The sequence below is a fragment of the Sphaerisporangium siamense genome, assembly GCF_014205275.1.
Classification (GTDB): Bacteria; Actinomycetota; Actinomycetes; order Streptosporangiales; family Streptosporangiaceae; genus Sphaerisporangium; species Sphaerisporangium siamense.
In genome coordinates this window covers 5,280,536-5,306,417 of sequence record NZ_JACHND010000001.1, presented here as the reverse complement: position 1 = coordinate 5,306,417, position 25,882 = coordinate 5,280,536, and the positions used below count along the sequence as shown (strand labels likewise).

17 protein-coding genes and 3 rRNA genes are annotated in these 25,882 nt (G+C 68.4%); 4 read left to right on the top strand and 16 right to left on the bottom strand.

Annotated features, from left to right (window positions below; genetic code table 11):
- Nucleotides 1–85 precede the first annotated feature (85 nt).
- Nucleotides 86–433: an SCP2 sterol-binding domain-containing protein gene (locus tag BJ982_RS24395; protein ID WP_184883730.1), complete on the top strand. Its 348-nt coding sequence runs from the start codon at nt 86–88 to the stop codon at nt 431–433.
- A gap of 307 nt (nt 434–740) precedes the next feature.
- On the opposite strand, the gene BJ982_RS24390 is transcribed toward BJ982_RS24395, so the two are convergent.
- Nucleotides 741–1,736: an HAD-IIA family hydrolase gene (locus tag BJ982_RS24390; RefSeq protein WP_184883727.1), complete on the bottom strand. Its 996-nt coding sequence runs from the start codon at nt 1,734–1,736 to the stop codon at nt 741–743.
- 418 nt (nt 1,737–2,154) lie between these two features.
- Nucleotides 2,155–2,586 (bottom strand): tetratricopeptide repeat protein, encoded by a 432-nt coding sequence (locus tag BJ982_RS24385; RefSeq protein ID WP_184883724.1) that lies wholly within the window; start codon nt 2,584–2,586, stop codon nt 2,155–2,157.
- Nucleotides 2,587–2,694: 108 nt separating this feature from the next.
- Here BJ982_RS24385 and BJ982_RS24380 point away from each other — a divergent pair, with 108 nt between their 5' ends.
- Nucleotides 2,695–4,125, top strand: a complete 1,431-nt coding sequence (locus BJ982_RS24380) for a DUF1015 family protein (protein WP_239123400.1) — start codon at nt 2,695–2,697, stop codon at nt 4,123–4,125.
- Here BJ982_RS24380 and BJ982_RS24375 read toward each other — a convergent pair.
- Nucleotides 4,069–4,623 carry a single-stranded DNA-binding protein gene (locus BJ982_RS24375; protein WP_184883722.1) on the bottom strand — a complete coding sequence of 185 codons (555 nt, stop codon included), beginning with the start codon at nt 4,621–4,623 and terminating at the stop codon, nt 4,069–4,071. The genes BJ982_RS24380 and BJ982_RS24375 overlap by 57 nt on opposite strands.
- 369 nt (nt 4,624–4,992) lie before the next feature.
- On the opposite strand from BJ982_RS24375, the gene BJ982_RS24370 reads away from it, so the two are divergent.
- Nucleotides 4,993–5,931 carry an MBL fold metallo-hydrolase gene (locus BJ982_RS24370; protein ID WP_239123402.1) on the top strand — a complete coding sequence of 313 codons (939 nt, stop codon included), beginning with the start codon at nt 4,993–4,995 and terminating at the stop codon, nt 5,929–5,931.
- Between the two features lie 150 nt (nt 5,932–6,081).
- On the opposite strand, the gene BJ982_RS24365 is transcribed toward BJ982_RS24370, so the two are convergent.
- Nucleotides 6,082–7,398 (bottom strand): tetratricopeptide repeat protein, encoded by a 1,317-nt coding sequence (locus BJ982_RS24365; protein ID WP_184883720.1) that lies wholly within the window; start codon nt 7,396–7,398, stop codon nt 6,082–6,084.
- A 93-nt stretch (nt 7,399–7,491) separates the two neighbouring features.
- Here BJ982_RS24365 and BJ982_RS24360 point away from each other — a divergent pair, with 93 nt between their 5' ends.
- Nucleotides 7,492–8,685, top strand: coding sequence for a YML083C domain-containing protein (locus tag BJ982_RS24360; protein ID WP_184883718.1), 1,194 nt, complete (start codon nt 7,492–7,494; stop codon nt 8,683–8,685).
- Between the two features lie 1,552 nt (nt 8,686–10,237).
- On the opposite strand, the gene rrf is transcribed toward BJ982_RS24360, so the two are convergent.
- The 12 genes from rrf to argJ form a co-directional block, all read right to left on the bottom strand.
- A 5S ribosomal RNA gene (gene rrf / locus BJ982_RS24355) occupies nt 10,238–10,354 on the bottom strand.
- 157 nt (nt 10,355–10,511) lie between these two features.
- Nucleotides 10,512–13,665 (bottom strand): 23S ribosomal RNA (locus tag BJ982_RS24350).
- Between the two features lie 484 nt (nt 13,666–14,149).
- Nucleotides 14,150–15,671: ribosomal RNA gene (locus BJ982_RS24345) — 16S ribosomal RNA — on the bottom strand.
- Together the 16S, 23S and 5S rRNA genes form the textbook arrangement of a ribosomal RNA operon.
- Before the next feature lie 680 nt (nt 15,672–16,351).
- Nucleotides 16,352–17,614 carry a tyrosine--tRNA ligase gene (gene tyrS, locus BJ982_RS24340; protein ID WP_184883716.1) on the bottom strand — a complete coding sequence of 421 codons (1,263 nt, stop codon included), beginning with the start codon at nt 17,612–17,614 and terminating at the stop codon, nt 16,352–16,354.
- 112 nt (nt 17,615–17,726) lie between these two features.
- Complete coding sequence (locus tag BJ982_RS24335) at nt 17,727–18,374, bottom strand: DNA-3-methyladenine glycosylase (protein ID WP_184883714.1); 648 nt, start codon at nt 18,372–18,374, stop codon at nt 17,727–17,729.
- Nucleotides 18,356–19,792 (bottom strand): argininosuccinate lyase, encoded by a 1,437-nt coding sequence (gene argH, locus BJ982_RS24330; protein ID WP_221482362.1) that lies wholly within the window; start codon nt 19,790–19,792, stop codon nt 18,356–18,358. The genes BJ982_RS24335 and argH overlap by 19 nt, the downstream gene beginning before the upstream one ends.
- Before the next feature lie 65 nt (nt 19,793–19,857).
- Nucleotides 19,858–21,057: an argininosuccinate synthase gene (locus BJ982_RS24325; RefSeq protein ID WP_184883712.1), complete on the bottom strand. Its 1,200-nt coding sequence runs from the start codon at nt 21,055–21,057 to the stop codon at nt 19,858–19,860.
- 91 nt (nt 21,058–21,148) lie between these two features.
- Nucleotides 21,149–21,664, bottom strand: coding sequence for an arginine repressor (locus BJ982_RS24320; protein ID WP_184883710.1), 516 nt, complete (start codon nt 21,662–21,664; stop codon nt 21,149–21,151).
- A complete protein-coding gene (argF, locus tag BJ982_RS24315) occupies nt 21,661–22,590 on the bottom strand; it encodes an ornithine carbamoyltransferase (protein ID WP_184883708.1) in 930 nt (309 codons plus the stop codon). Before argF ends, BJ982_RS24320 begins: the two co-directional genes overlap by 4 nt.
- A complete protein-coding gene (locus tag BJ982_RS24310) occupies nt 22,587–23,789 on the bottom strand; it encodes an acetylornithine transaminase (protein WP_184883706.1) in 1,203 nt (400 codons plus the stop codon). Before BJ982_RS24310 ends, argF begins: the two co-directional genes overlap by 4 nt.
- Nucleotides 23,786–24,718 carry an acetylglutamate kinase gene (gene argB, locus BJ982_RS24305; RefSeq protein ID WP_184883704.1) on the bottom strand — a complete coding sequence of 311 codons (933 nt, stop codon included), beginning with the start codon at nt 24,716–24,718 and terminating at the stop codon, nt 23,786–23,788. The genes BJ982_RS24310 and argB overlap by 4 nt, the downstream gene beginning before the upstream one ends.
- Nucleotides 24,715–25,866 (bottom strand): bifunctional glutamate N-acetyltransferase/amino-acid acetyltransferase ArgJ, encoded by a 1,152-nt coding sequence (gene argJ / locus BJ982_RS24300; RefSeq protein ID WP_184883702.1) that lies wholly within the window; start codon nt 25,864–25,866, stop codon nt 24,715–24,717. Before argJ ends, argB begins: the two co-directional genes overlap by 4 nt.
- Nucleotides 25,867–25,882 lie beyond the last annotated feature (16 nt).

Genomic DNA, 25,882 nt, shown 5'->3' with positions numbered 1-25,882 from the left:
GCGCGCCGAATTTCGCGTAGTACTCAAGGGAGACGCTACCTTCCGTTGGTCAGAGGAGTTCGGCGCATGAGAAGGGGTAGGACGCATGGCGACCGTCGATGAGTGCCGGGCGGCGTTGGACAAGCTCACCGAGCAGTTCGGCGAGCTGGACGACGAGGCACGCGCCAAGCATGTGGTCGACAGGAGCCTGAGCTGCCGCATCACCGATCTGGACGTGACCTTCTACGGCAGAATCCACCAGGACGGCCTCGAACCGTTCACCGACGTGCCCCCCGACAACGGGCGGCCCGCCGAGGTCCGCATCCGCATCTCCAGCGACGACCTGCTCTCCCTGGTGAACGGCGAACTGGACATGGGAAGAGCGCTGTTCGGCGGCCGCGTGAAGATCGACGCCAGCCTCGGCGACCTCCTCCGCCTCAGAAAACTCCTGTGACCACGTAAGCCGAACCGAACCACAGTCGCCCATCCACCGCCCGAAGCCCCCAGCAGCTCACAGCACCCGAAGAACTCGCCGGCCCATTGAGCGCCGTCACTACCCCGCCGAGTGCTGCCGCCGTCCCATCGCGCGTCCTCGCATACGTTGTCGCTGTCCCGCCGTGCTGTGTCACCTTCGTACCAGGTGGTCCGCCAGACACTCCCCGGCCCCGCCGAGCGCGTCGCTACCCCGCTGTGCGTTGCCGCTGTCCCGCCGTGCAGCGTCATCCTCCCGCCAAGGTGGTCCGCCGGATAATCTCCGGTCCTCAGAGGTCCAGTGCTTCTGCGGCCTGTTTGAGGGTGTCCTCGTCAGGCCTGTCCGCGGTCGTGTGGGCCCAGACCGCCGCGCAGGCGACCCGCAGGCCGTCCAGGGTCTGCCCTTGCCCTGTTAGACGCAGACGACCGTCCTCCCATCGCGCTGTCCAGTCCTCCCTGGTCCACCGATCCCCCTCATGGGCGACGGGCGCGGGCGGCTGCAGGAGTGCGGACAGGTCGGCCCCGATATGCGTGGGACGGTGCTCCGGCGGCGCCGTCAGCAGATCCATCGGCCCGGTCACTCCCGTCAGCACGAGCAGGCTGTCCACCTTCGCGCGCGTCGCCGCCTCGATGTCGGTGTCGAGCCGGTCCCCCACGATCAGCGGCCGCTCGGCCCCGGTCCGCAGGATCGACTCCCTGTGCAGAGGAGGCTCGGGCTTCCCCGCCACCACGGGCTCCACGCCGGTCGCGGTGGCGATCACCCGCGTCATCGCTCCGTTGCCCGGAACCTGCCCTTGGTTCGTCGGCATGGTGATGTCGGCGTTGGCGGCGACGAACCACGCCCCCTGGCGCACGGCGAGCGCACCCTCCCTCAGAAGTCCATACGAAAGATCCGGCGAGATGCCCTGTACCACCGCGACCGGCTCCTCGGCCGCCGTCGACACCGGCCGCAGGCCCTGCGCCCGCACGGCCGTCCGCAATCCCATCCCCCCGACCACGAGCACGGCCGACCCCGCGGGCATCCGCTCGGCGACCAACCGCGCGGCGGCCTGCGAGGAGGTCACCACGTCGTCAGGGGACGCGGGCGCACCCAGCGAGGCCAGGTGCGCGGCGATCGCGGCCGGGGTACGCGACGCGTTGTTCGTGACATATGCCAGGCGCACACCGGCATCCCGCGCCCGAACCAGCGCCTCCGGCGCCCCGGGCACGGCCTGCCCTCCCAAATAGACGACCCCGTCCAGATCAAGCAACAACGTGTCATAAGACCCGATCAACACAGAATCCATGCCCCCACTATCTCCGAATGCCAACTCCGATCACACTTCAGCCGCCCCACCGGCCCACAACCCGCGACCGTGAACAACCACCCCAGCCCCGCCCCATAACGTGCCCGCTACGAGAGCCGTGACAGCCCAGCCAAGGTCACAGGCGCAGAGGCAGGCAGACGTTGGGGTCGTCGCTCCACGCTCCAGTCACCGCGATGCCGACGCCGGCCACGCCTGGCGCGGGGTGTGTGACCGTGCGGAACCATCGGAAAACCGGTGCGTGACCAGCGGGACGCTGAGCGCAGAGCCGGCCAAGGTCATAAGTGCCGGGACCACAGGTGGAAAGGCAGACGGTCTCGCAGCACTTCGCTGGTATGTGATTCGGCGGGGGAGCCACGTATCTGCTCCGGATTCGCGGGTCCAGGGTGGTTAACGGCTGTTACGCGCCTCTTGCTCGTAGGGTGGCTCTTACCTGTTTCAGGGCCGAGACGTAGTCCCGCAAGTCGGGGCGCATGGCCACCGCGATGGCCAGGGGTTCCTGGGCGGCCTCCATGTCGCCGGTGCGCCACAGGGACATGCCGAGGCCGAAGTACGCGTAGTCCTCAGTAGGGTTCGCGGCGACGATCCAGCGGAAACTGTCGGCGGCGTCCTCGTAGCGACGCGAGTTGAACTGCGCCCTGGCGAGGGCCTCGCGAATGCTGCGGGATTCGGGCTCAGCGTCGGCCGCCCGTGCGAGGATGGCCGCCGCCGCCGCGGGACTGCCGTCCTTCAGCAGCTTGATTCCTCGCTGGAACCACTCGTAGACATCACCCGCGGGAGCGCTCGGCTCGTTGCCGGGGGGATCAGACGGGCCGCTTCGTCCCTGCGTCATTTCCTCGAAGCCTCCTTCAGGCGACCTGTCATTACCGGCTTTCCTGCGAGCCGGGCAACGCAATCGATGTCGGGGCAGTCTCTGAGCGACCAAGGACCTTATGGCACCATGCCCGGTATGGCGATTTCTGAACTGCCGTCGCCGGACGGACTGGTCCTACGGCCATTCCGCGGCGTGCGTTTCGCCGTCGACGATTTGGCCGCCGTCACCTCCCCGCCGTATGACCTGATCACGCGGGAAGACGTGCGGCCTCTTCTTGACGTTCACTCGAACAACGTGGTGCGGCTGATCCTTCCCGGCACCGACCAGCAGCGATACGGCGAGGCCCGCGAGACCTTGCTCGCGTGGCTGCGATCCGGCGTGCTCGCCGTGGACGAGGCCCCGGCCGTGTACGTGTACGAGCAGAGCGGGCCCGGTCTCCTGCTGCGCGGCCTCATCGGCGACCTCGCCCTCTCCGACCCCAAGGACGGGATCGTGCTCCCCCACGAGGACGTGATGCCCGGCACGGTCGCCGACAGGCTCGCCCTCATGAGGACGACCGAGAGCAACCTGGAACCGATCTTCCTCCTCTACGACGGCAACAGCACCACTCCCCAGCGCAACGTCGATCACCTCAGCCCCGACCGCCCCGCAGTCAGCCACGACACCCTCGATCGCAGCCATCGGGATGCCGGGGGTATCGAACACGACGAGGGCGGACGCGAGAGGGGCGGACGCGACGCGGGCGAGGGAGGTCTCAGGGGTGGGGCTTTGGCACGGCTCATCGCGGAGACCGCCACACGTCCGCCGCTCGTCAACGTCCGTACCGACGACGGCATCGACCACCGCCTCTGGGCCCTCACGGACTCCGCCGAGCTGGACGTCGTCGCCACCGGGCTGCGTCCGCACAAAGCGTTGATCGCCGACGGTCATCACCGCTACGCGACCTACCTGGCGCTGCAGCGCGACTACCACGCCCAGGGACGCGGCCAGGGGCCCTGGGACTACGGTCTCGCCCTGCTGGTCGACTCGACGGCCTACCCGCCGCAACTGCAGGCGATTCACCGGGTCATCCCCGGGCTGCCCTTGAAGGAGGCGGCGGCGCGCGCCAAAGGCTCCTGGCAGGTGCACGAACACGCCCGCCTGGAGGACGCCCTGGCGGCCCTGGCCACGGTGGAGGGGCCGGCCTTCGTGCTGGCGGGCGCCGGGCCGAGCCACCTTCTCACCGACCCTGACCCCGTGCAGGTCACCCACGCGATGCCCCCGTCGCGATCGACGCGCTGGAAGTCGTTGAACACGTCCATCTTGTCCGAATTCCTCCTTCCGAAGGTCTGGGGCCTGCACGACGACGAACGAACCGTGCGCATCGTCCACCACGACCCCCTGCTCGCCGCCCAGATGGCCCGCCGGGAATCGGGGACCGCCGTGATCGTGCCCTCGCTCACCGTCGAGGACGTGTACGCCATCGCCGCCGGGGGCGAACGCGTGCCCCGCAAGTCCACGTCATTCGGCCCCAAGCCTCGCACCGGGTTGATCCTCCGTACCTTCACCACCGACTAACCCCTTGCCCGTCCCCGCGATCAGTCCCTGACCTGCCCCGACCTCGATGGCGACCGGTAGCGGCGCCCACGAGCCGGCCCTCCTGGCCGAGGCCACCTCACGCGCAGCAGCCGCCGCGACCTCGGACTCGGCCATGGCACCGGCTCCCGTGGTGGTCCTGCGGGAGGTCGGGGCCTGTTGGACCCTTCGGGCCCGATGGACCTCGACCTCGTAGGTGCTGGCGCCCATGCCGGAGGTCCCTCGGAAACGGTGATGCAGCGCTCCCTCGACGCTGACGACGTCGTTCAGTTCCCAATGGGTCACGACGGCCGACACCTCGCAGTCGAAGGCCACGCAGGCGATGCCGTCGGACTTCTTGTTGCTCGGATGCCCGGCGGGCCGCCGGACGGCGAGCCCCCAGCTCGTCACCCGGTCGCCACTGGGCAGCTCTCTCATGGTGGGAACCTTGGACACGCGCCCCACCAACGTGACCATGTTGCGGTGCGGAATCGCTTCCATCGGAATGCCCCCTCGATTTGGCCGGATCGGTTCGGGCACCATTCTTCGGACCGCGGACGACGCGCACGGCGGCCGAGCGTCGTTCTGTGGATAACTCGATATCCCTATAGTCGACATATCCAGCTAATAGTAGAAAAATCGCGAAATCGCTGCCTTACAGCAGTCGAATGACGTTCATCCAGATTTCCCCCTCCCGGTGACACCGAGCAAGCCCGGGAAAAGACACCAGATGAGAGCGCACGAACCACCACATCACCCCACGCCGCGCAAGGCGGCGATCCGCCGAACCGGCATAGGTCCCGTCCGAGCCGTGCCCTACGCTCGTGAACGGACCACGCCCGACCCCGTCGGCCTGCAAGGGAGTGACCTGTGGACAACGTGACGCCGCTCGGCGGTGACGTCTACGAGATCGACACGCGGATGGCCGGATACTCCGGGATCACCGCCGGCTACCTGATCCTCGGCGACCGTCCCTGTCTCGTCGAGACCGGCACCTCCACCTCCGCGCCCGTGGTCCGTGAGGCCCTCACGTCCCTGGGGGTCGGCCCGAACGACCTCGCCACGGTCGTGGTCACCCACATCCACCTGGACCACGCCGGAGGCGTCGGCGACATCGCCGGCCACTACCCGGCCGCGGAGATCGTCGTCCACGAGAAGGGCGCGCGGCACCTCGCCGACCCCTCCCGTCTGATGGCCAGCGCGCGCATGGTCTGGGGCGACCAGCTCGACCGGCTTTTCGGCCGGCTCGCCCCGACCGACGCGGCCCGCATCCGTACCCTCGGCGACACCGGGTCGATCGACCTCGGCGGCGGCAGAACCCTCTCCGGCCACTACTCCCCCGGCCACGCCAAGCACCACGTGGGCCTGCTGGACTCCTTCACCGGAGACCTGTACGTGGGCGACGCCGCCGGCGTCTACCTGCCGGAGACCGGCGACCTGCGGCCCGCCACGCCACCGCCGGACTTCGACCTCCAGACGGCGCTGAACTCCGTTGCGCTGTTCGGCGAGCTCGGCCCCCAGCGGCTGCTTTTCAGCCACTATGGACCGGTAACCGATGTCGACTCGACGCTGGAGCGGTCGGCGGAGGAACTTCGCATCTGGGTTGATCTCACGACGCAAGCCCACACGGCGGGCATGGACCTCGACCATGCCGTCGCGATGGTGCGCGACAGGACCCGCGAGCGCTACGCCGCCCTCGCCACGGAGAACGAGGAAACGGCCGAGCGGTTCGAACTGCTCAGCGGCGCGCCGTCGAACGTGGCGGGAATCATGCACTGGCTGGAGCGCACCCGCCCGGCCGCCACATGAGCGCGTCGCGAATAAGGACTGGTTAAACACCCGCGCCGCACTCGAATTCGCATGGGCGCGCATAAAAACGACGCGACGGGGGAATGATGAACGGTGGGCGCCGCGCGCCTTCACGCTAGGCGGCGCCCACCAACCCCTTTACCAGGTCTTTCAGGCCTTGCGCTTGCCCTGCTCGTCCGCGGCGGGAATGTCGCGCTCGTCCAGGCCGTCGTCCGGGTCGCCGGGGTCCACGTCGCCGAAATCAGGCTCGATGAACGCCGGAGCCATGCCCGGCTCCAACCCCGAGATCTTCGTCTCGGCCTTGACCGCCGGGGACGCGCCAGCGGCACCGGCCGTCCGGTCGCCGGGAACGTCATCGGGCTTGTCGCCGGAGGGACCCAGGGCGCCGCCCACGGAGGAATCGCCCGGCTCGGGGCTCAGGACATCGCCGGCGACATCCATGCCGGACGGCGGTCCGGCCTCGGACGCGCGCTCGCCCGCGTCCCGCACGGCCACGGCGGAGGCGTCATCGGCCTCGCCTGGGTCCGCGTCCGCCGCCTCAGCGCCTGGCCGCGGCGTCACGTCGGAAGCGTCCTCGTCGACCACTCCGGTCTCCTGGAGATCATCGTCAACGTCTTCGTCCGCGTCGACGTCCTCGGCGTCGTCGAGATCCCCGGCTGCGGCGTCGGCGTCGGCGTCGTCAACGACCCGCTCCCCCTCATCGCCGGTCTCGCCCAGGTCACCGAAGTCGGCGAAGTCCAGTTCGTCCAGGTCCTCGTCGTCGAGTTCCTCGACGTCCTCGATCACCGCGCCGGTCAGCTCGGCGTACCGCTCGGCGGCGTCCGTCTCACCGTCCTCGTCGAACGTCATCGCCCGCTCGAACCAGTCGGTCGCCGCCTCGGTGTGACCGGCTTGAGCGAGAGCGTCCGCGTACGCGAAGGTCAGGCGGGCCGACCACGGACGGGACTCCTGCACGCGCAGCTCGGGCAGCCGCTGCAGAGTGATCACGGCGGCGTCGTGCTGCCCGAGATCGCGCCGCGCTCCGGATTCGACGATGGCGAGCTCGATGCGCGCCTCCCGGTCAAGGCGCTCGGCCTCGGGCGAGCGGACCAGGTCGAGCGCGCGCTCCGGCCTGCCGAGGCCGCGCTCGCAGTCCGCCATGATCGGCAGGAAGGCGTCCGAGCCGGTCAGGCGCCGCGCCGCGCGCAGGTCGCTGAGCGCCTCCGCGTACTGCCCGGCGCGGTAGGCGGCCAGCCCGACGGCCTCACGGACGACGCCGATCCGGGCCGCGAACCTGCGTGCCACCTTCGCGTGCTCGTAGGCCAGCCCCGGGTCGTCATCGCCCAGCGCCCGCTCGGCGGCGACCAGATGGCTCGCGATCTTGTCCGCGAGGTCGTTCGGCAGGGAACGGAGCTCGTCGCGGATCTCCTTGTCCAGCTCGTCGGGCGTGATGTCCGCGGCCAGCTCGGGAATCGGCGCGTGCTCCACGTTGCTCGTGCCGCGCGGCGTCTCGCGCTCGAAGGGACGGCCACGCTCACGTCCGTACCGGGCACGGGTGCCCCCGCCCTCGGACGGCGATCCGTGCAGGTCACCCGTGCCGCGCTCACCGGACTGAGGGCGACGGTCATCGCCGAACGCCCGGCCGCCGCGCGGCGAGCGCTCGTCCCGCGCTTCGCGGCCCTCGCGGCTGAACGGACGCGGCCCCGCGCCACGGCGGTCCTCGCGCTCGAAGCGGCCGCCGCGGTCGTCACGTCCCTGCGGACGGTCGTCACGACGGTAGGCGGGGCGGTCACCGTAGCCGCCACGATCCCCTCGACCGGCCCGCTCGTCGCGACCCTCGCGGGCGAATGGACGCGCGCCCGGGCCCCTGCGGTCCTCACGACCGCCGCGGCCCTCGTCGCGATAGGACGCCCGGTCGCCGCCGGCGAACCGACCCGCCGGGCCACCACGCCCCTCGCGGTCGAACCCACCGTGCTCTCCACGGTCCGATCCGCCACGATCCTCACGCTTGAAGCGGTCGTCCCGCCGGTCGTCCCTCTGGAACTGGCGGCGACCGCCCGGGGCGCCACGGTCGTCACGGCCCTGGCGGCCCTCGCCGGAGGCCCCGCGGTCATCGCGGTAACGGGCCTCCCGGTCGCCACGCTCCCCACGGTCGTACGGACGGCGGCCCGCGTCGTCACCACGCCCTTCCCGGCCGAACGGGCGCGGACCGAACCCGCCCCTGCGCTCGTCCTTCTGGAACGGCCAGCTGCCACCACGGTCATCCGACCGATAGGGACGTCCGCCACGCTCATCCGAGCGGCCGGCGCCACGCTCGCCCGAGCGGTACGCCCCACGGTCATCCGAGCGGCGAAAACCCCCCTCGCGGCCCCCCGGCCGGTAGCCGCCACCCTCGCCAGGCCGGGAGGGACGACCCTCACGGTCACCGGACCGGTAGCCACCCCCCTCACCAGACCCGTAGGAACGGCTCTCACCGGACCCGTAGGAACGACCCTCACGGTCACCCGGCCGGTGCGCGCCGCGATCCTCGGATCGATACGAGCGTCCGCCACGCTCGTCGGCTCGATAGGGCGGACGAGAGCCACGGTCGTCCGACCGGAAGGGGCGTCCGCCACGGTCGTCACGATCACGCCACCCGGAGCCACCCCCAGCCTGGCCGCCTTCGCGCCGGTCCTCGTAGCGGGCACCGGGCCGGCCTTCGTCGCGACCCCGCCGATCGTCGTACGACCCGCGGCCGAAACCACGGTCGCCACGGTCGCCGCGCTCGTCGCGTGACCGGCCGTAGCCTCCACTCCGCTGCTCGCGGTCATAGGGACGTCCGCCTCGGTCGGAGAAACGGCCGGAGCGCTCACCTCGCGGGTCACGCCCGGACCCACTCTCACCACCGGGGCCGCGCGCTTCGCGTCCTTCACGGTCGAACGGCCGATCTCCACCCCCGCCGCGCTGGAACGTGCGGCCTCCTCGGGCGTCACGGTCGCGGGACCCGTAGGCGCCGGCGGAACGGCCCTCGCGGCGCTCGCCGTAACGGGGGCCGTCGCCGGGACGCCCCTCCCGGCGTCCGCCGGTGCGATCCCGGTCGGCAGGGCGGCCCTCCCGGCCTTCCCCGAAGCGGTCGCCGCGGAACCCGCCGGGGCGCTCTTCCCGCCGGTTCGCGCCGTCGTCGGGACGGCCTGAGTCCTCACGTCCGTTATCTCTGTTCACTTCTGTCCTTCGTCACTCGCTGACCACGTACGCCGTGATCTGCGCTCGTCCGTCGCGCCGACCGTGTGCGGAGGGGACGGTCCATCCGGCCGCGGGACACAGGCCCGTTCGCGCTCTGTCGCCGCTCGCCCGCCATGGGCGCCTTACGCGACGAAGGCCACCCAAGGTGGGGTGGCCCAGCACTCCCCAGCCTAGCAAGCCACCAAACCCCCCGAGCCGCATAACACCCCAACCCCCCAGCCGATCGAAGGTCACCGGGGTTCCTGTCAGCGCGTCACGATGCCACCGGAGTGCGCGGTAGCGCCTGGGAAACACAGCCCGAGCCGAAGGCGAGGCCCATTTCCCGGCGCAGCCCCGCAGCCGCTTCCTATCGCCTGGGCAGCCCCGCGTTCACTTGTAAGTGGACCCCGGCATCTGCTCCCGCTTCATGGTCAAGGACATCCGCTTCTGGGTCCAGCTCGTCGTTCGCTCCCACACCACGCCGGCACGCTCTTCTCCGGTTCCCCAGTCCCAGCGCAGCCGCATTCACCTCTCAGAGTCCCACGCTCCCTCCGTTCCCAGAGTCCGGCGCTCCCTCCGTTGCCACCTTTGCTCATGCCTCAGAACGTCTCCGCGCTCTTTCCGTTCCGTGCTCTCCTGTTCGGGTGCGAGCTTCTGTTGAGCGCCGCGTCGGTGGGGTGCAGGTCGGTGGAGCCCGGCGCCCATGACGGCGGACGACCGGCCGCGTTCTGCGGTACGCGGTGCGAGGGGAAGGCGCGTCAGCGCCAGGAAACACAGCCCGAGCCGAAGGCGAGGCCCGTTCTGCGGCGTGCCTCGGCGTGCTCGTTCTCCTGACAGGCCGGCGGTCGTCGTGGGTAGGGGTGGGTGGGCCGCCGTCAGGGGCGCCGGGATCCACCGGCCTGCACCCCGCCGGCGCGGCGCCTGCAACGAAAACCCTACGTGGCGAAGGAGAGAAGTCCCGGAGATTGTGACAGGAACGCACGAAAGAAGAAGTCTCGGAGACCACGAATGAAAAAGTCCTGGAAATGCAGGACACAAAGAAGAAAAGTGTCCGGAAATGCAGGAAGGGCCACCCCGTGGAGCACGAAGCTCCTGGATGGCCCTACCCTGCATTATTCGAAAGATTGTCCGGCGGTGTCCTACTCTCCCACACCGTCCCCGGTGCAGTACCATCGGCGCTGGAAAGCTTAACTTCCGGGTTCGGAATGTAACCGGGTGTTTCCCTTCCGCTAAAACCGCCGTAACCCCGTGAAACAACCAACCGAGCACACCACCCACCAACACACCATTACCGGTGCCTGTTGGTTGGTGTGGGTCTCAGGTTTGATGTCTCTGAGATCACACAGTGGACGCGAGCACCACCCACACCAGCCTCAACCGGCCGCGGATGTTGTTGCTTTGTGGTCAAGTCCTCGGCCTATTAGTACCGGTCAGCTCCACACCTTACGATGCTTCCACACCCGGCCTATCAACCCAGTCGTCACCTGGGAGCCTTACCCCCCTCACAGGGGTGGGAGACCTCATCTCAAGGCAGGCTTCCCGCTTAGATGCCTTCAGCGGTTATCCCTCCCGAACGTAGCCAACCAGCCATGCCCTTGGCAGAACAACTGGCACACCAGAGGTTCGTCCGTCCCGGTCCTCTCGTACTAGGGACAGCCCCCTTCAAGTCTCCTGCGCGCGCAGCGGATAGGGACCGAACTGTCTCGCGACGTTCTAAACCCAGCTCGCGTACCGCTTTAATGGGCGAACAGCCCAACCCTTGGGACCTACTCCAGCCCCAGGATGCGACGAGCCGACATCGAGGTGCCAAACCATCCCGTCGATATGGACTCTTGGGGAAGATCAGCCTGTTATCCCCGGGGTACCTTTTAGCCGTTGAGCGACGGCGCTTCCACAAGCCACCGCCGGATCACTAGTCCCAGCTTTCGCTCCTGCTCGACCCGTCGGTCTCACAGTCAAGCTCCCTTGTGCACTTACACTCGCCACCTGATTGCCAACCAGGCTGAGGGAACCTTTGGGCGCCTCCGTTACCCTTTAGGAGGCAACCGCCCCAGTTAAACTACCCACCAGACACTGTCCCCCACCCGGATCCACGGGCGCGGGTTAGACATCCAAAACGACCAGAGTGGTATTTCACCAATGACTCCACCACCACTAGCGTGACAGCTTCACCGTCTCCCACCTATCCTACACAAGCCGTCCCAAACACCAATGTCAAGCTGTAGTGAAGGTCCCGGGGTCTTTCCGTCCTGCTGCGCGTAACGAGCATCTTTACTCGTAGTGCAATTTCGCCGGGTCTGCGGTTGAGACAGCGGGGAAGTCGTTACGCCATTCGTGCAGGTCGGAACTTACCCGACAAGGAATTTCGCTACCTTAGGATGGTTATAGTTACCACCGCCGTTTACCGGCGCTTAAGTTCTCACCTTCGCCACACTCGCGTGAAGCTAAGCGGTCCCCTTAACGTTCCGGCACCGGGCAGGCGTCAGTCCGTATACATCGTCTTACGACTTCGCACGGACCTGTGTTTTTAGTAAACAGTCGCTTCCCCCTGGCCACTGCGACCCCCACCAGCTCCGGACGCACGGTCCATCACCAGCGAAGGCCCCCCTTCTCCCGAAGTTACGGGGGCAATTTGCCGAGTTCCTTAACCACAGTTCACCCGATCGCCTCGGTATTCTCTACCTGACCACCTGAGTCGGTTTAGGGTACGGGCCGCCGGCACACTCACTAGAGGCTTTTCTCGGCAGCATGGGATCACCCACTTCACCACAATCGGCTCGGCATCACATCTCAGGATATATACGGTACGGATTTGCCTATACCGCTCCCTACATGCTTACCCCAGGAACAACCATCGCCTGGGATGGGCTACCCTCCTGCGTCACCCCATCGCTTACCTACTACCAGATCAGGCCAGGCGTTCACCCTCACCCGGCTCCCGAAGGAACCAGGGGGTTAAGGACCCTTAGTATCACTGGATTCGATATGGGCGCGTGCCCGCGGGTACGGGAATATCAACCCGTTGTCCATCGACTACGCCTGTCGGCCTCGCCTTAGGTCCCGACTTACCCTGGGCGGATTAACCTAGCCCAGGAACCCTTGGTCATCCGGCGCAGAAGTTTCTCACTTCTGATTCGCTACTCATGCCTGCATTCTCACTCGCACAGCCTCCACGATTGGGTCACCCCACCGCTTCACCGGCTGCACGACGCTCCCCTACCCACCCACACACCTGGATGCGACAAAGCCGCACCGGGCTACACGTGTGAGTGCCACGACTTCGGCGGCGTACTTGAGCCCCGCTACATTGTCGGCGCGGAATCACTTGACCAGTGAGCTATTACGCACTCTTTCAAGGGTGGCTGCTTCTAAGCCAACCTCCTGGTTGTCACTGCGACTCCACATCCTTTCCCACTTAGCACACCCTTAGGGGCCTTAGTCGGTGGTCTGGGCTGTTTCCCTCTCGACCACGGAGCTTATCCCCCGCAGTCTCACTGCCACGCTCTCACTTACCGGCATTCGGAGTTTGGCTGACGTCAGTAACCCGGTAAGGCCCATCAGCCATCCAGTGCTCTACCTCCGGCAAGAAACACGCAACGCTGCACCTAAATGCATTTCGGGGAGAACCAGCTATCACGGAGTTTGATTGGCCTTTCACCCCTACACACAGATCATCCCCCAGGTTTTCAACCCTGGTGGGTTCGGTCCTCCACACGGTCTTACCCGCGCTTCAACCTGCCCATGCGTAGATCACTCCGCTTCGGGTCCACAGCATGCGACTACAAACGCCCTATTCAGACTCGCTTTCGCTACGGCTCCCCCACACGGGTTAACCTCGCCACACACCATGACTCGCAGGCTCATTCTTCAAAAGGCACGCAGTCACATCACAACCATCCCGAAGGACGGTTACGCTCCTACGGCTTGTAGGCACACGGTTTCAGGTACTATTTCACGACCCCTCACCGGGGTGCTTTTCACCTTTCCCTCACGGTACTCGTGCACTATCGGTCATCAGGGAGTATTCAGGCTTACCAGGTGGTCGGTTACCAGTGGTCCTGGCAGATTCACACAGGATTTCTCGGGCCCCGTGCTACTTGGGATCCCCTCAAGAAGCCGACACGATTTCACCTACCCGGCTCTCACGGTCTACGGCGCCCCTTCCCAGAGGCTTCGGCTATCGCAACGGTTTATCACTCCTCGGGAGAACGGCAGCCCTCCCACGAAGGTCCCACAACCCCACACACGCAACACCTGCCGGCTATCACACGCGCATGGTTTAGCCTCATCCGCTTTCGCTCACCACTACTCACGGAATCACATTTTGTTTTCTCTTCCTACGGGTACTGAGATGTTTCACTTCCCCGCGTTACCACCAACCGCCCTATACATTCAGACGGCGGCGACACCACATGACTGGTGCCAGGTTTCCCCATTCGGACATCCCCGGATCAACGTCTGGTTGGCGACTCCCCGAGGCTTAACGCAGCCTCCCACGTCCTTCATCGGCTCCTGATGCCAAGGCATCCACCGTGTGCCCTAAAAAACTTGGCCACAAAGATGCTCGCGTCCACTATGCAATTCACAAACAACAAACGAGACCACCAGCCCAACCCGCCACCAAACACCCACACCACCCAGCAGCCCAACCCCCCACAACAGAAGGAGAAGAACCAAACGCCGGACACGTGAGCCGGTATGACAGAAGACCGGTCCCGACCGAGAAGAACAACCACCGCACAAGCAACGAGACCGCCACCGCGACCAGACGAATCCGGTCACCCCAGCGGCCCCGCGCAAACGGCCCGTTCCCTCAGGACCCAACAGTGTGTCCAACCAACCCCGGCCCCGTACCCCGCGTTCCTGAACCCGCTTCCGAAGAAGCAGGCAGTACTGGCAGGTCCCGGATGAACGGGTCTGGTTGAGTAGCCAGTGCTCCACTAATGAGCCGGCCACGCACAGGACGTTCGCCTGTGACCGCAGCCATGGACCCGGTGGTGATGCGCTGGGCGCATCGAGCCGGGCCGGTGCTCCTTAGAAAGGAGGTGATCCAGCCGCACCTTCCGGTACGGCTACCTTGTTACGACTTCGTCCCAATCGCCAGCCCCACCTTCGACCGCTCCCCCCCTTGCGGGTTGGGCCACGGGCTTCGGGTGTTGCCGACTTTCGTGACGTGACGGGCGGTGTGTACAAGGCCCGGGAACGTATTCACCGCAGCATTGCTGATCTGCGATTACTAGCGACTCCGACTTCATGGGGTCGAGTTGCAGACCCCAATCCGAACTGAGATCGGCTTTTAGGGATTCGCTCCGCCTCACGGCCTCGCAACCCTCTGTACCGACCATTGTAGCATGTTTGCAGCCCAAGACATAAGGGGCATGATGACTTGACGTCATCCCCACCTTCCTCCGAGTTGACCCCGGCAGTCTCCCATGAGTCCCCACCACCCCGAAGGGCGCGCTGGCAACATGGAACAAGGGTTGCGCTCGTTGCGGGACTTAACCCAACATCTCACGACACGAGCTGACGACAGCCATGCACCACCTGTCACCCAGTCCAAAGGAGGGCCCTGTCTCCAGAGCTTTCCAGGCGATGTCAAGCCTTGGTAAGGTTCTTCGCGTTGCGTCGAATTAAGCAACATGCTCCGCCGCTTGTGCGGGCCCCCGTCAATTCCTTTGAGTTTTAGCCTTGCGGCCGTACTCCCCAGGCGGGGCGCTTAATGCGTTAGCTACGGCACGGAACCCGTGGAAGGACCCCACACCTAGCGCCCAACGTTTACAGCGTGGACTACCAGGGTATCTAATCCTGTTCGCTCCCCACGCTTTCGCTCCTCAGCGTCAGGTAAGGCCCAGCAAGCCGCCTTCGCCACCGGTGTTCCTCCTGATATCTGCGCATTTCACCGCTACACCAGGAATTCCGCTTGCCCCTACCTACCTCTAGCCAGCCCGTATCCACCGCAGACCCACAGTTAAGCCATGGGCTTTCACGGCAGACGCGACAAGCCACCTACGAGCTCTTTACGCCCAATAATTCCGGACAACGCTCGCGCCCTACGTATTACCGCGGCTGCTGGCACGTAGTTAGCCGGCGCTTCTTGTGCAGGTACACGTCAACTTCGTCCCTGCTGAAAGAGGTTTACAACCCGAAGGCCGTCATCCCCCACGCGGCGTCGCTGCGTCAGGCTTCCGCCCATTGCGCAATATTCCCCACTGCTGCCTCCCGTAGGAGTCTGGGCCGTGTCTCAGTCCCAGTGTGGCCGGTCGCCCTCTCAGGCCGGCTACCCGTCGTCGCCTTGGTAGGCCACTACCCCACCAACAAGCTGATAGGCCGCGAGCCCATCCCCAACCGAAAAAACTTTCCACCTGAAGTCAGATGCCAGACCAGGTCCTATCCGGTATTAGACCCGGTTTCCCAGGCTTATCCCGAAGTTGAGGGCAGGTTACTCACGTGTTACTCACCCGTTCGCCGCTCGAGTACCCCGAAGGGCCTTTCCGCTCGACTTGCATGTGTTAAGCACGCCGCCAGCGTTCGTCCTGAGCCAGGATCAAACTCTCCAAACAATGTCTGGAAAAAATCCCGGCAGACACCCACCACACAAGGCAGGCGTCAACCAAAGGAATCATCCACCACCACACCCAGAGGCATGGCAGACGGAGGATCATGCATGATTCATGCACTGGCTTTTAACACACTGTTGAGTTCTCAAGAAACGGACGCGTACACCGTGCGGATCTCGATCATTTCGTTCGCGATCGCCCGGGGCGTTCATCTCTGTTTCATACTTTATCAGCCTCGGCGACTTTCCACCAAATCGTGGACCTGGTCTCAATCGCCCGAAAACGCAAAAGTATGACACCCCGTCGCCAGGGCAACCCGGGTAACTTACCCTGCCACCAACCCTGAGTCAACTCCGAGTCATCGGAGATGACTCGGCTCGACCTACGGCGAGTGACACGTCAGACGCCGGACCCCGTCGAAGACGGCAGGATCCGAGGGTGTGTCGTTCGGGATACCCGGGAGCCAGGCGCCGATACGGCAGCCCGTCGTTCCCTGGAGTGATCAAAACATTAAGCCCCGTTTTCGAGGCCGTCAAATCGTCGTGGACCCCGGAGCACGGCCTCAAGCTCGTGACCTGCTGCGACGCGGCAAAGTCTCACGCACGCGCTACAGGACTGTTACCGAAGACGCCTCCGGCCCCTGACGGCGGGCGTCAGGGGCCGGAGGAGAAGAACGCATCCGACTAGCCGGCGGTGACCTCCACGCCGCCGACCGACCGCTTGCCGCGCCGGAGCACCAGGAAGCGCCCGTGCAGCAGGTCGTCGGGACCCGGCACGTAGCCCTCGTCGGTGACCTTCACGTTGTTGAGGTAGGCCCCGCCCTCCTTGACGGCGCGCCGGGCCGCGGACTTGCTCTCGACGACCCCGCTCTCGGCCAGCAGGTCGACGTAGGAGGAGCCGAGCGCGGGCACGGCGGCCTTCGGGACCTCGGCGAGGGCGGCCGTGAGCGTGCGCTCCGGCAGCTCGGACAGCGAACCCTGGCCGAACAGGGCGCCGGAGGCGGCGATGACGGCGGCGCACTCCTCGGCCCCGTGCAGGAGCGTGGTGAAATCCTCCGCCAGGGCGCGCTGCGCCTCGCGGGCCGCGGGCCGTTCCGACACGCTCTTCTCCAGTGCCTCGATCTCGTCCCTGGACCGGAAGCTGAAGATCTTGAGGAACTTCACGACGTCGCGGTCGTCGGAGTTGAGCCAGAACTGGTAGAAGGCGTAGGGCGAGGTCAGCTCGGGGTCGAGCCAGACGGCCCCGCCGGCGGTCTTGCCGAACTTGGTGCCGTCGGCCTTGGTGATGAGCGGGACGGTCAGGGCGTGGACGTGCCCGCCCTCGACGCGGCGGACGAGGTCGCACCCGGCGGTGATGTTGCCCCACTGGTCGCTGCCGCCGATCTGCAGGGTGCAGCCGTGCCGCCGGTAGAGCTCCAGGTAGTCGTTGGCCTGGAGGATCTGGTAGCTGAACTCGGTGTAGCTCAGCCCTTCGCCGGCGAGCCGGGCCGAGACGGACTCGCGGGCGAGCATGCGGTTCACCGGGAAGTGCTTGCCGACGTCGCGCAGGAAGTCGATCGCCGAGAGCCCCTGGGTCCAGTCGAGGTTGCTCACCAGGATGGAGTCGCCGGTGAGGTCGATGAACTTCTCGACCTGGACGCGGATGCGCCGCACCCATTCGGCGACGACCTCGGTGGAGTTGAGGGCGCGCTCCTCGCTCTTGCCGCTGGGGTCGCCGATGAGCCCGGTGGCGCCGCCGACCAGGCCGATGGCGCGGTGTCCCGCCCGCTGGATGCGCGCGAGCGTGAGCAGCGGGACCAGGTTGCCGACGTGCAGGGACGGCGCGGTCGGGTCGAAGCCGCAATAGACCGTGATGGGACCCTCGGCCATCGCCGCGCGGAGGGCGTCGATGTCGGTGGACTGCGCGATCAGGCCGCGCCACGCAAGGTCATCGAGGATGTCGGTCACGATCCCGGCTTTCGTCGTCGGTGTGATAGGGAAGGCTTTCGCCTGGTTACAGCCTGCCCGATCATCTCACCACCGCGCCACTTGAAAGCCGCGCCGCGATGAGGTCGCGGGGTCAGGTTGGGCGGGTCTTCGGGACGTGCTTGCGGTACGGGGACACCGTGGGGTCGCCGTCGATCCAGAAGCGCCAGGGGGTGTCGGCGGCGCTGGAGACGCCGGTGCGGGGGCCGGAGCGGACGGCCGCGGGGCTCGGCGGGTCGCCTTCGAGCACGCGTAGTTCGCCGGAGACGCAGCAGTCGAGGCCGTTGTGCTCCCTGCCGATGCCGAGGGCGACGGCCAGCCGGGCGGGCCCGCGCGCGAGGTCGCGTTCGGCGGGCACGCGGCCGGGGTGGGTGAGCGGGCCGGAGGTGGCGGGCCGGTGACGGCGGCTCCGGGCGACGTCGGCCCCCTCGATGACCTCTCCGGCGCGGAGCAGCACGCCCGAGCCCATGCCCTCGGGCAGGCAGACGAGGTTGGCGCAGTAGTGCATGCCGTAGGTGAAGTAGACGTACAGGTGGCCGGGCGGGCCGAACATGACGGCGTTGCGGGGCGTGCGGCCGCGGTAGGTGTGGGAGGCCGGGTCCTCCCCCGGCGGGCCGTACGCCTCGACCTCGGTGAGGCGCACGGCGACCGGCCCGTGGACCAGGACGCGCCCGAGCAGGCCGGGCGCGACCACGTCCGAGGGCCGGTCGAAGAACTCCCTGGCTAGGAGCCGCTCGCCCACGCCGCCTGGCCGTCGACGATCTCGCGGAGGACGGCGAGCTGGTCGTGCACCCGGTCGGGCGCCGTGCCTCCGTGGGCCTTGCGCGAGGCGAGGGCGCCCTGGACGTTGAGGACGTCGAGGGGGCTGGTGCCCTCGCCGGTGGCCGCGGCGAAGTGGGGGGAGATCTTGGCCAGGTCGTCCTCGGTGAGCCTCTCGAAGGTGGTGTCGTTGACCTGGCACCAGACGACCAGGTGCCCGACGGCCTCGTGGGCGTCGCGGAAGGCCACGCCCTTGCGGACGAGAAGCTCGGCGAGGTCGGTGGCCAGGGCGAAGCCGTCGGGGGCCGAGGACTCCAGCCGGGCGGTGTTCACCCGCATGGTGGCGACCAGGCCGGACATCGCGGGCAGGACGAGCAGGAGCGTGTCGACGGTGTCGAAGATCGGCTCCTTGTCCTCCTGCAGGTCGCGGTTGTAGGTGAGCGGCAGGCCCTTGAGGACGGTGAGCAGGGACATCAGGTTGCCGATGAGCCTGCCGGACTTGCCGCGGGCCAGCTCGGCGACGTCGGGGTTCTTCTTCTGGGGCATGATCGACGAGCCGGTGGAGTAGGCGTCGTCCATCTCGATCCAGTTGAACTCCTGGGAGGCCCACAGGACGATCTCTTCGCCGAGCCGCGACAGGTGGATGCCGATCATCGCCGCGCAGAACAGGAACTCGGCGGCGAAGTCGCGGTCGGCGACGGCGTCCATGGAGTTGGACGCCGCGGCGGAGAAGCCGAGCTCCTCGGCGACGGCCTGCGGGTCCAGGGGCAGGGAGGACCCGGCCAGGGCGCCCGCGCCGAGGGGAGACACGGCCGCGCGGCGGTCCCAGTCGCGCAGCCGGTCGATGTCGCGGGAGATCGGGTGGACGTGGGCCAGGAGCTGGTGGCCGAAGGAGACCGGCTGCGCGTGCTGCAGGTGGGTCATGCCGGGCGCCGCGGTGGCGGCGTGCTCCTCGGCCTGGCTCATCAGCGCGGTCTCCAGCTCGACCAGCCGGGACACGATGTGGCGGACGTGGTCGCGGAGGTAGAGGCGCAGGTCGGTGGCGACCTGGTCGTTACGGCTGCGGCCGGCGCGGAGTTTGCCGCCGAGCGAGCCGAGGCGCTCCAGCAGCCCGCGCTCCAGGGCGGTGTGGACGTCCTCGTCGGCCACGGTGGGCCGGAAGGAGCCGGACCTGCACGCCTCCTCAAGGTCTTCGAGGGCTCCGATCATGCGCGTCAGCTCGTCCTCGCTGAGCAGCCCCGCGCGGTGGAGCACCCGGGCGTGGGCGCGGGACGCCAGCAGGTCGTATGGCGCGAGCCGCCAGTCGAACTGCACGCTGACCGACAATCGAGTCAGCGCGTCGGCGGGACCGCCTTCGAACCTGCCACCCCAGAGCCGCATGGGCTTGCCACCCTCAGCCACCGTTTCCTCTTCTCTCCACTTCCCTGTCCGAACGCTCAATCCGCGACCCTAGCCCAAAACCGGGGTCAGCCGAGACGGCCGTCGCGCGCGGCGGCGATCTTGGAGGGCAGGCTCCAGAGCTGCACGAAGCCCTTGGCCAGCGACTGGTCGAAGGCGTCGCCGGTGTCGTAGGTGGCGAGCGAGAAGTCGTACAGGGACGCCTCGGAGCGCCGCCCGGTCACGACGGCGCGGCCGGCGTGCAGGGTCATGCGGATCTCGCCGGAGACGTGCTTCTGGGCGTCGTCGATGAAGGCGTCCAGGGAGTACTTGAGCGGCGAGAACCACAGGCCGTCGTAGACCAGCTCGCCCCAGCGCTGGTCGACCGAGCGCTTGAAGCGGGCGAGGTCGCGCTCGACGGTGACGTTCTCCAGCTCCATGTGGGCGGTGATCAGCGCGATCGCGCCGGGCGCCTCGTACACCTCGCGGGACTTGATGCCGACGAGACGGTCCTCGACCATGTCGAGGCGTCCGACGCCGTGCGCGCCGGCGCGCTCGTTGAGCTCGGCGATGATCTGGAACGGGGTGAGCGCGCGGCCGTCCAGGGCGACCGGCGTGCCCGCCTGGAAGGTGATGACGACCTCGTCGGGCTCGCGCGGGACGCTGGGGTCGGAGGTGTAGGAGTAGACGTCCTCGATCGGGCTGTTCCAGATGTCCTCCAGGAAGCCGGTCTCGATGGCCCTGCCCCAGATGTTCTGGTCGATGGAGTAGGGGGACTTCTTGGAGACGTCGATCGGCAGGCCCTTCTCCTCGGCGAAGGCGATGGCCTTGTCGCGGGTCCAGGCGTAGTCGCGGGCGGGCGCGATGACCTCGACGTCCGGGACGAGCGCGGCGAGGGCGGCCTCGAAGCGGACCTGGTCGTTGCCCTTGCCGGTGCAGCCGTGGGAGACGTGGGTGCCGTTGAACTCCTCGGCGGCCTTGGCCAGGTGCTTGGCGATCAGCGGCCGGGACAGGGCGGAGACCAGCGGGTAGCGGTCCATGTAGAGGGCGTTGGCGCGCAGGGCCGGCATGCAGAATTCGGCGGCGAACTCCTCGCGCGCGTCGACCACGACGGACTCGGCGGCGCCGCAGTCCAGGGCCCGCTTGCGGATGACCTCCATGTCCTCGCCGCCCTGGCCGACGTCGACGGCCACGGCGATGACCTCGGCGCCGGTCTTGTCGGCGAGGAAGGGGATGGCCACGGAGGTGTCGAGGCCGCCCGAGTAGGCGAGTACAACCCTGTCGGTCATGAATCTGCGCTCCCAGCGAAGTGGTCGGTCATCTGGCTTGTGTCGCCCGGTCCCGTGCGGCGTGTCGCGGGCGCCGGGCGGGGCGGTCGTCTCACGCGGTCTGGCCTCGTCGGTCCGTCAGGCGGACCAGTGAATCGGCGAGCGAGTCGCCTCCCTGAGGGTCCCGGCTGATGACCAGGACCGTGTCGTCTCCCGCGACCGTGCCGAGAATGGTCTGCCAGTCGGCGTGGTCGAGGGCGGAGGCGAGGAACTGCGCGGCGCCCGGTGGCGTGCGCACGATCACGAGGTTGGCCGAGGCCTCGGCCGAGACGAGGAGTTCTTCGGCCACGCGGCGCAGCCGGGCGGCGGGGGTCTCGCCGGTGCCGACGCGGGCCAGGGGGATGCGGCCGCCGCCCTCGCCCGGCAGGGCGTAGACCAGCGAGCCGTCGTCGGCGCGCAGCTTCATGGCGCCGAGCTCGTCGAGGTCGCGCGAGAGGGTGGCCTGGGTGACCTCGACGCCGCTCTCGGCGAGCAGCCGGGCCAGCTCGGGCTGCGACTTCACCTTGTGGCGGGTGACCAGGTCGGCGATCTTGGCGTGCCTTCCGGCCTTGGTGAGCGGGACGGTCATCGGGCGACCAGCCATTGGAGCAGGGCCTTCTGGGCGTGCAGGCGGTTCTCGGCCTGGTCCCAGACGGCGCTGTGCGGGCCGTCGAGGACCTCGGCGGTGATCTCCATGCCGCGGTAGGCGGGCAGGCAGTGCAGCACGACGGCGTCGCGCGCGGCCAGGGCGAGGGTCTCGGCGTTGAGCTGGTAGGGCAGGAGGACGGCCACGCGTTCGTCCTTGCCGTCCTGGCCCATGGAGACCCAGGTGTCGGTGGCCAGGACGTGCGCGCCCGCGGCGGCGACGGCGGGGTCGGTCAGGACGGTGACCGAGCCGCCGGTGGTGGCCGCGATCTGGGCGGCGCGGTTGAGGATCAGCGTGTCGGGGTGGTGGGCGGGCGGCGCGGCGATCCGTACGTGCATGCCGGCGGTGGCGCCGCCGAGCAGGTAGGAGTGGGCCATGTTGTTGGCGCCGTCGCCCAGGTAGGTGAGGACGTGCCCGGCCGTGCCGCCGAGGCGCTCCCGCACGGTGAGCAGGTCGGCGAGGATCTGGCAGGGGTGGAACTCGTCGGTGAGCGCGTTGACCACCGGCACGGTGGAGGCCGAGGCCATGGCCTCGATGCGCTCCTGGCCGAAGGTGCGCCAGACGATGGCGGCGACCTGGCGGGACAGCACGCGCGCGGTGTCCTCGACGGGCTCACCGCGGCCGAGCTGGGAGCCCGCCGCGTCGATGATCAGCGGGTGGCCGCCGAGCTCGGCGACGCCGACGGCGAAGGAGACCCGGGTGCGGGTGGAGTGCTTGTCGAAGAGCACCGCGACGGTCTTCGGGCCGGCGAGCGGGCGGTGGCCGTGGCGGTCCTTCTTGAGGACCTCGGCGAGGTCGAGGACCTCGGCCTGCTCGGCGGGCGTGAGGTCGTCGTCGCGGAGGAAGTGCCGCGGGGTGTCGTGGGTCATCCGGACGCCTCCGTCAGGATCGCGGGCAGGGCCTCGACGAACGAGTCGGCCTGCTCGGCGGTGATCACCAGGGGCGGGGCGATGCGGATGGCGTCCGGCTGGACGGCGTTGACGAGGAAGCCGGCGCGCTGGGCGGCGGCCTGGACGGCCGGGGCGACGTCGGAGGTGAGCACGGCGGCCAGCCACAGGCCCCGGCCGCGGACGCGGGCGAGCAGCGGGTGGCCGACGGCGTCGATGCCGGCGGCGAGCCGGGCGCCGAGGGTGCGGACGTGGTCGAGCAGGTCGTCGCGCTCGATGGTGTCGAGGACGGCCAGGGCGGCGGCGCTGGAGACGGGGTTGCCGCCGAAGGTGGAGCCGTGGTCGCCCTTGGCGAAGATCGTGCCGGCGTCGCCGAAGCCGACGCACGCGCCGATCGGCAGGCCGCCGCCGAGGCCCTTGGCCAGGGTGAGGATGTCCGGGATGATGCCGTCGTGCTGGTGGGCGAACCAGTGGCCGGTGCGGCCGATCGCCGACTGGATCTCGTCCAGGACGAGCAGCGCGCCGGTGGCGTCGCAGACCTCACGGGCGGCGGCGAAGTACCCGGCGGGCGGGGGGACGACGCCGGCCTCGCCCTGGGTGGGCTCCAGGAAGACGGCGGCGCAGTCCTCGGTGACGGCCTGCTTGAGCGCGTCCGGGTCGCCGTAGGGGACGAAGCGGACGTCGATCGGGAAGGGGCCGAACTGGTCGCGGATGGACGGCTTGCCGGTCAGCGACAGCGCGCCGAGCGTGCGGCCGTGGAAGCCGTTCTCGGCGGCGACGAAGTACGTCCTGCCGGTGGTCTTGCCGTACCGGATGGCGAGCTTGAGCGCGCACTCGTTGGCCTCGGTGCCCGAGTTGGCCATGAAGACGCGTGCCGGGGCCTTCAGCAGGCCGAGGAGGCGCTCGGCGAGCAGGACCTCGGGCTCGTTGACGAACAGGTTGGAGGTGTGGGCGATGGCGCCGACCTGGCGGGTGACGGCCTCGACCAGCGCCGGGTGCGCGTGGCCGAGGGAGCTGACCGCGATGCCCGCGATGAGGTCGAGGTAGCGGGCGCCGTCGGCGTCCCACACGTGGCAGCCCTCGCCGCGCACCGGCACCAGGGGCGGCACGCCGTAGTTGGGCATGAACGACGCCTCGAAGCGCTCCTGGAGCGAGCCCGCGCTCGCGCCCTGCCCGGTCATGACCGAGCCTCCGGCGACACCATGGTTCCGATCCCCTCGTCCGTGAAGATTTCGAGCAGCACCGAGTGCGGCAGCCTGCCGTCCAGGACGTGCGCCTGGGGCACGCCGCCGGTGACGGCGGTCAGGCACGCCTCCATCTTGGGCGCCATGCCGCTGGACAGGCCGGGCAGCAGCGCTTTCAGCTCGGGTGCGGTGATGCGGCTGATGACCTTGCTCGCGGTACCGTCCCCCGAGGCGGGCCAGTCGGCGTACAGGCCCTCGACGTCGGTGAGCACGACGAGCTTCTCCGCCCGCAGCGCGACCGCGAGGGCCGCGGCGGCGGTGTCGGCGTTGACGTTGTAGACCTCGCCGTCGTCGCCGCGGGCGATGGAGGACACGACCGGGATGCGGCCGTCGTCCAGCAGCGCGCGCACGGCCCCGGCCTCCACCTTGACGATGTCGCCGACCTGGCCGATGTCCACTTTACGGCCGTCCACGTGCGCGTGCTTGCGCACGGCGGTGAACAGGTGGGCGTCCTCGCCGGACATGCCGACGGCGAAGGGGCCGTGCCGGTTGATCAGGCCGACGACGTCGCGGTTGACCTGGCCGACCAGCACCATGCGCACCACCTGCATGGCCTCGGGCGTGGTGACGCGCAGGCCCGCGGTGAAGCTGCTCTCGATGCCGAGACGGTCCAGGTGGGCGTTGATCTGGGGGCCTCCGCCGTGCACGACGACGGGCTTGAGGCCGGCGTGCAGCAGGAAGACCATGTCGTCGGCGAACCCCTGGCGCAGGGACTCGTCGGTCATGGCGTTGCCGCCGTACTTGACGACGACCGTGCGGCCGCGGAAGCGCTCCAGCCACGGCAGGGCCTCGATGAGGACGGCCGCCTTGGCGTGCGCGCGCAGGCCGCCGATCTCGGCGGCGGACTCGCCGGGAGTGCCGGTCATGTCGAGTACGCCGAGTTCTCGTGGACGTACTCCGCGGTGAGGTCGGTGGTGTGGACGGTCGCGGAGTGCGGACCCGCGGACAGGTCGATGGTGATCGTGACGTCGCGGGGACGCAGGTCGACCTTGGCGCGGTCGTCGCCGGCCGCGCCGCCGCGGCAGATCCATATGCCGTTGATCGCGACGTTGACGCGGTCGGGCTCGAAGGCGGCTCCGGTGGTGCCCACCGCCGACAGGACGCGGCCCCAGTTCGGGTCCTCGCCGTGGATGGCGCACTTGAGGAGGTTGGACCTGGCGACGGCGCGGCCGACCTCGACGGCGTCGGCCTCGGAGGCGGAGCCGACGACCTCGATGGCGATGGCCTTGGTGGCGCCCTCGGCGTCCACCAGAAGCTGGCGCGCCAGGTCGGCGCAGACCTCGGTGACCTTCCGCTCCAGTTCGGCGGGGTCGGGGGTGACGCCGGAGGCCCCGCTGGCGAGCAGGAGGACGGTGTCGTTGGTGGACATGCAGCCGTCGGTGTCCAGCCGGTCGAAGGTGACGGAGACGGCGGCGCGCAGCACCCGGTCCAGCTCGGCGGCGGGCACGTCGGCGTCGGTGGTGATCACGCAGAGCATGGTGGCCATGCCGGGGGCGAGCATGCCCGCGCCCTTGGCCATGCCGCCCACCATGTACCCCTCTCCCCTGCGGAAGGAGATCTTGGTGACGGTGTCGGTGGTGCGGATGGCGTCGGCGGCGGCCAGGCCGCCGTCCCGGGAGAGCTGGCCCGCCGCGGCCTCGACGCCGGGCAGCAGCAGGTCCATCGGCAGGCGCTCGCCGATCAGGCCGGTGGAGCAGACGGCGACCTCGCCGGCGGAGTCGCCGAGCAGTTCGGCGACCTTCTCGGCGGTGGCGTGGGTGTCCTGGAAGCCGGCGGGGCCGGTGCAGGCGTTGGCGCCGCCGGAGTTGAGGACGACGGCCTTCACCCTGCCGCCGGTGAGGACCTGCCGGCTCCACAGGACGGGCGCGGCCTGGACGCGGTTGCGGGTGAAGACCCCGGCGGCGGCGCGCGAGGGTCCGTCGTTGACGACGAGGGCGATGTCGCGGGCGCCGCGCTGCTTGAGCCCGGCGGTGACGCCGGCGGCGCGGAAGCCGAGGGGGGCGGTGACGCTCACGCGTGCCCCCCGGGGG

What these genes read in the sequence shown, in the direction of transcription:
- BJ982_RS24390 (WP_184883727.1), bottom strand. Translation starts at nt 1,736, where the DNA reads ATGGATTCTGTGTTGATCGGGTCTTATGACACGTTGTTGCTTGATCTG.
- BJ982_RS24395 (WP_184883730.1), top strand. Translation starts at nt 86, where the DNA reads ATGGCGACCGTCGATGAGTGCCGGGCGGCGTTGGACAAGCTCACCGAG.
- BJ982_RS24385 (WP_184883724.1), bottom strand. Translation starts at nt 2,586, where the DNA reads ATGACGCAGGGACGAAGCGGCCCGTCTGATCCCCCCGGCAACGAGCCG.
- BJ982_RS24380 (WP_239123400.1), top strand. Translation starts at nt 2,695, where the DNA reads ATGCCCGGTATGGCGATTTCTGAACTGCCGTCGCCGGACGGACTGGTC.
- BJ982_RS24325 (WP_184883712.1), bottom strand. Translation starts at nt 21,057, where the DNA reads ATGACCGACAGGGTTGTACTCGCCTACTCGGGCGGCCTCGACACCTCC.
- argF (WP_184883708.1), bottom strand. Translation starts at nt 22,590, where the DNA reads ATGACCCACGACACCCCGCGGCACTTCCTCCGCGACGACGACCTCACG.
- BJ982_RS24310 (WP_184883706.1), bottom strand. Translation starts at nt 23,789, where the DNA reads ATGACCGGGCAGGGCGCGAGCGCGGGCTCGCTCCAGGAGCGCTTCGAG.
- BJ982_RS24320 (WP_184883710.1), bottom strand. Translation starts at nt 21,664, where the DNA reads ATGACCGTCCCGCTCACCAAGGCCGGAAGGCACGCCAAGATCGCCGAC.
- argB (WP_184883704.1), bottom strand. Translation starts at nt 24,718, where the DNA reads ATGACCGGCACTCCCGGCGAGTCCGCCGCCGAGATCGGCGGCCTGCGC.
- BJ982_RS24375 (WP_184883722.1), bottom strand. Translation starts at nt 4,623, where the DNA reads ATGGAAGCGATTCCGCACCGCAACATGGTCACGTTGGTGGGGCGCGTG.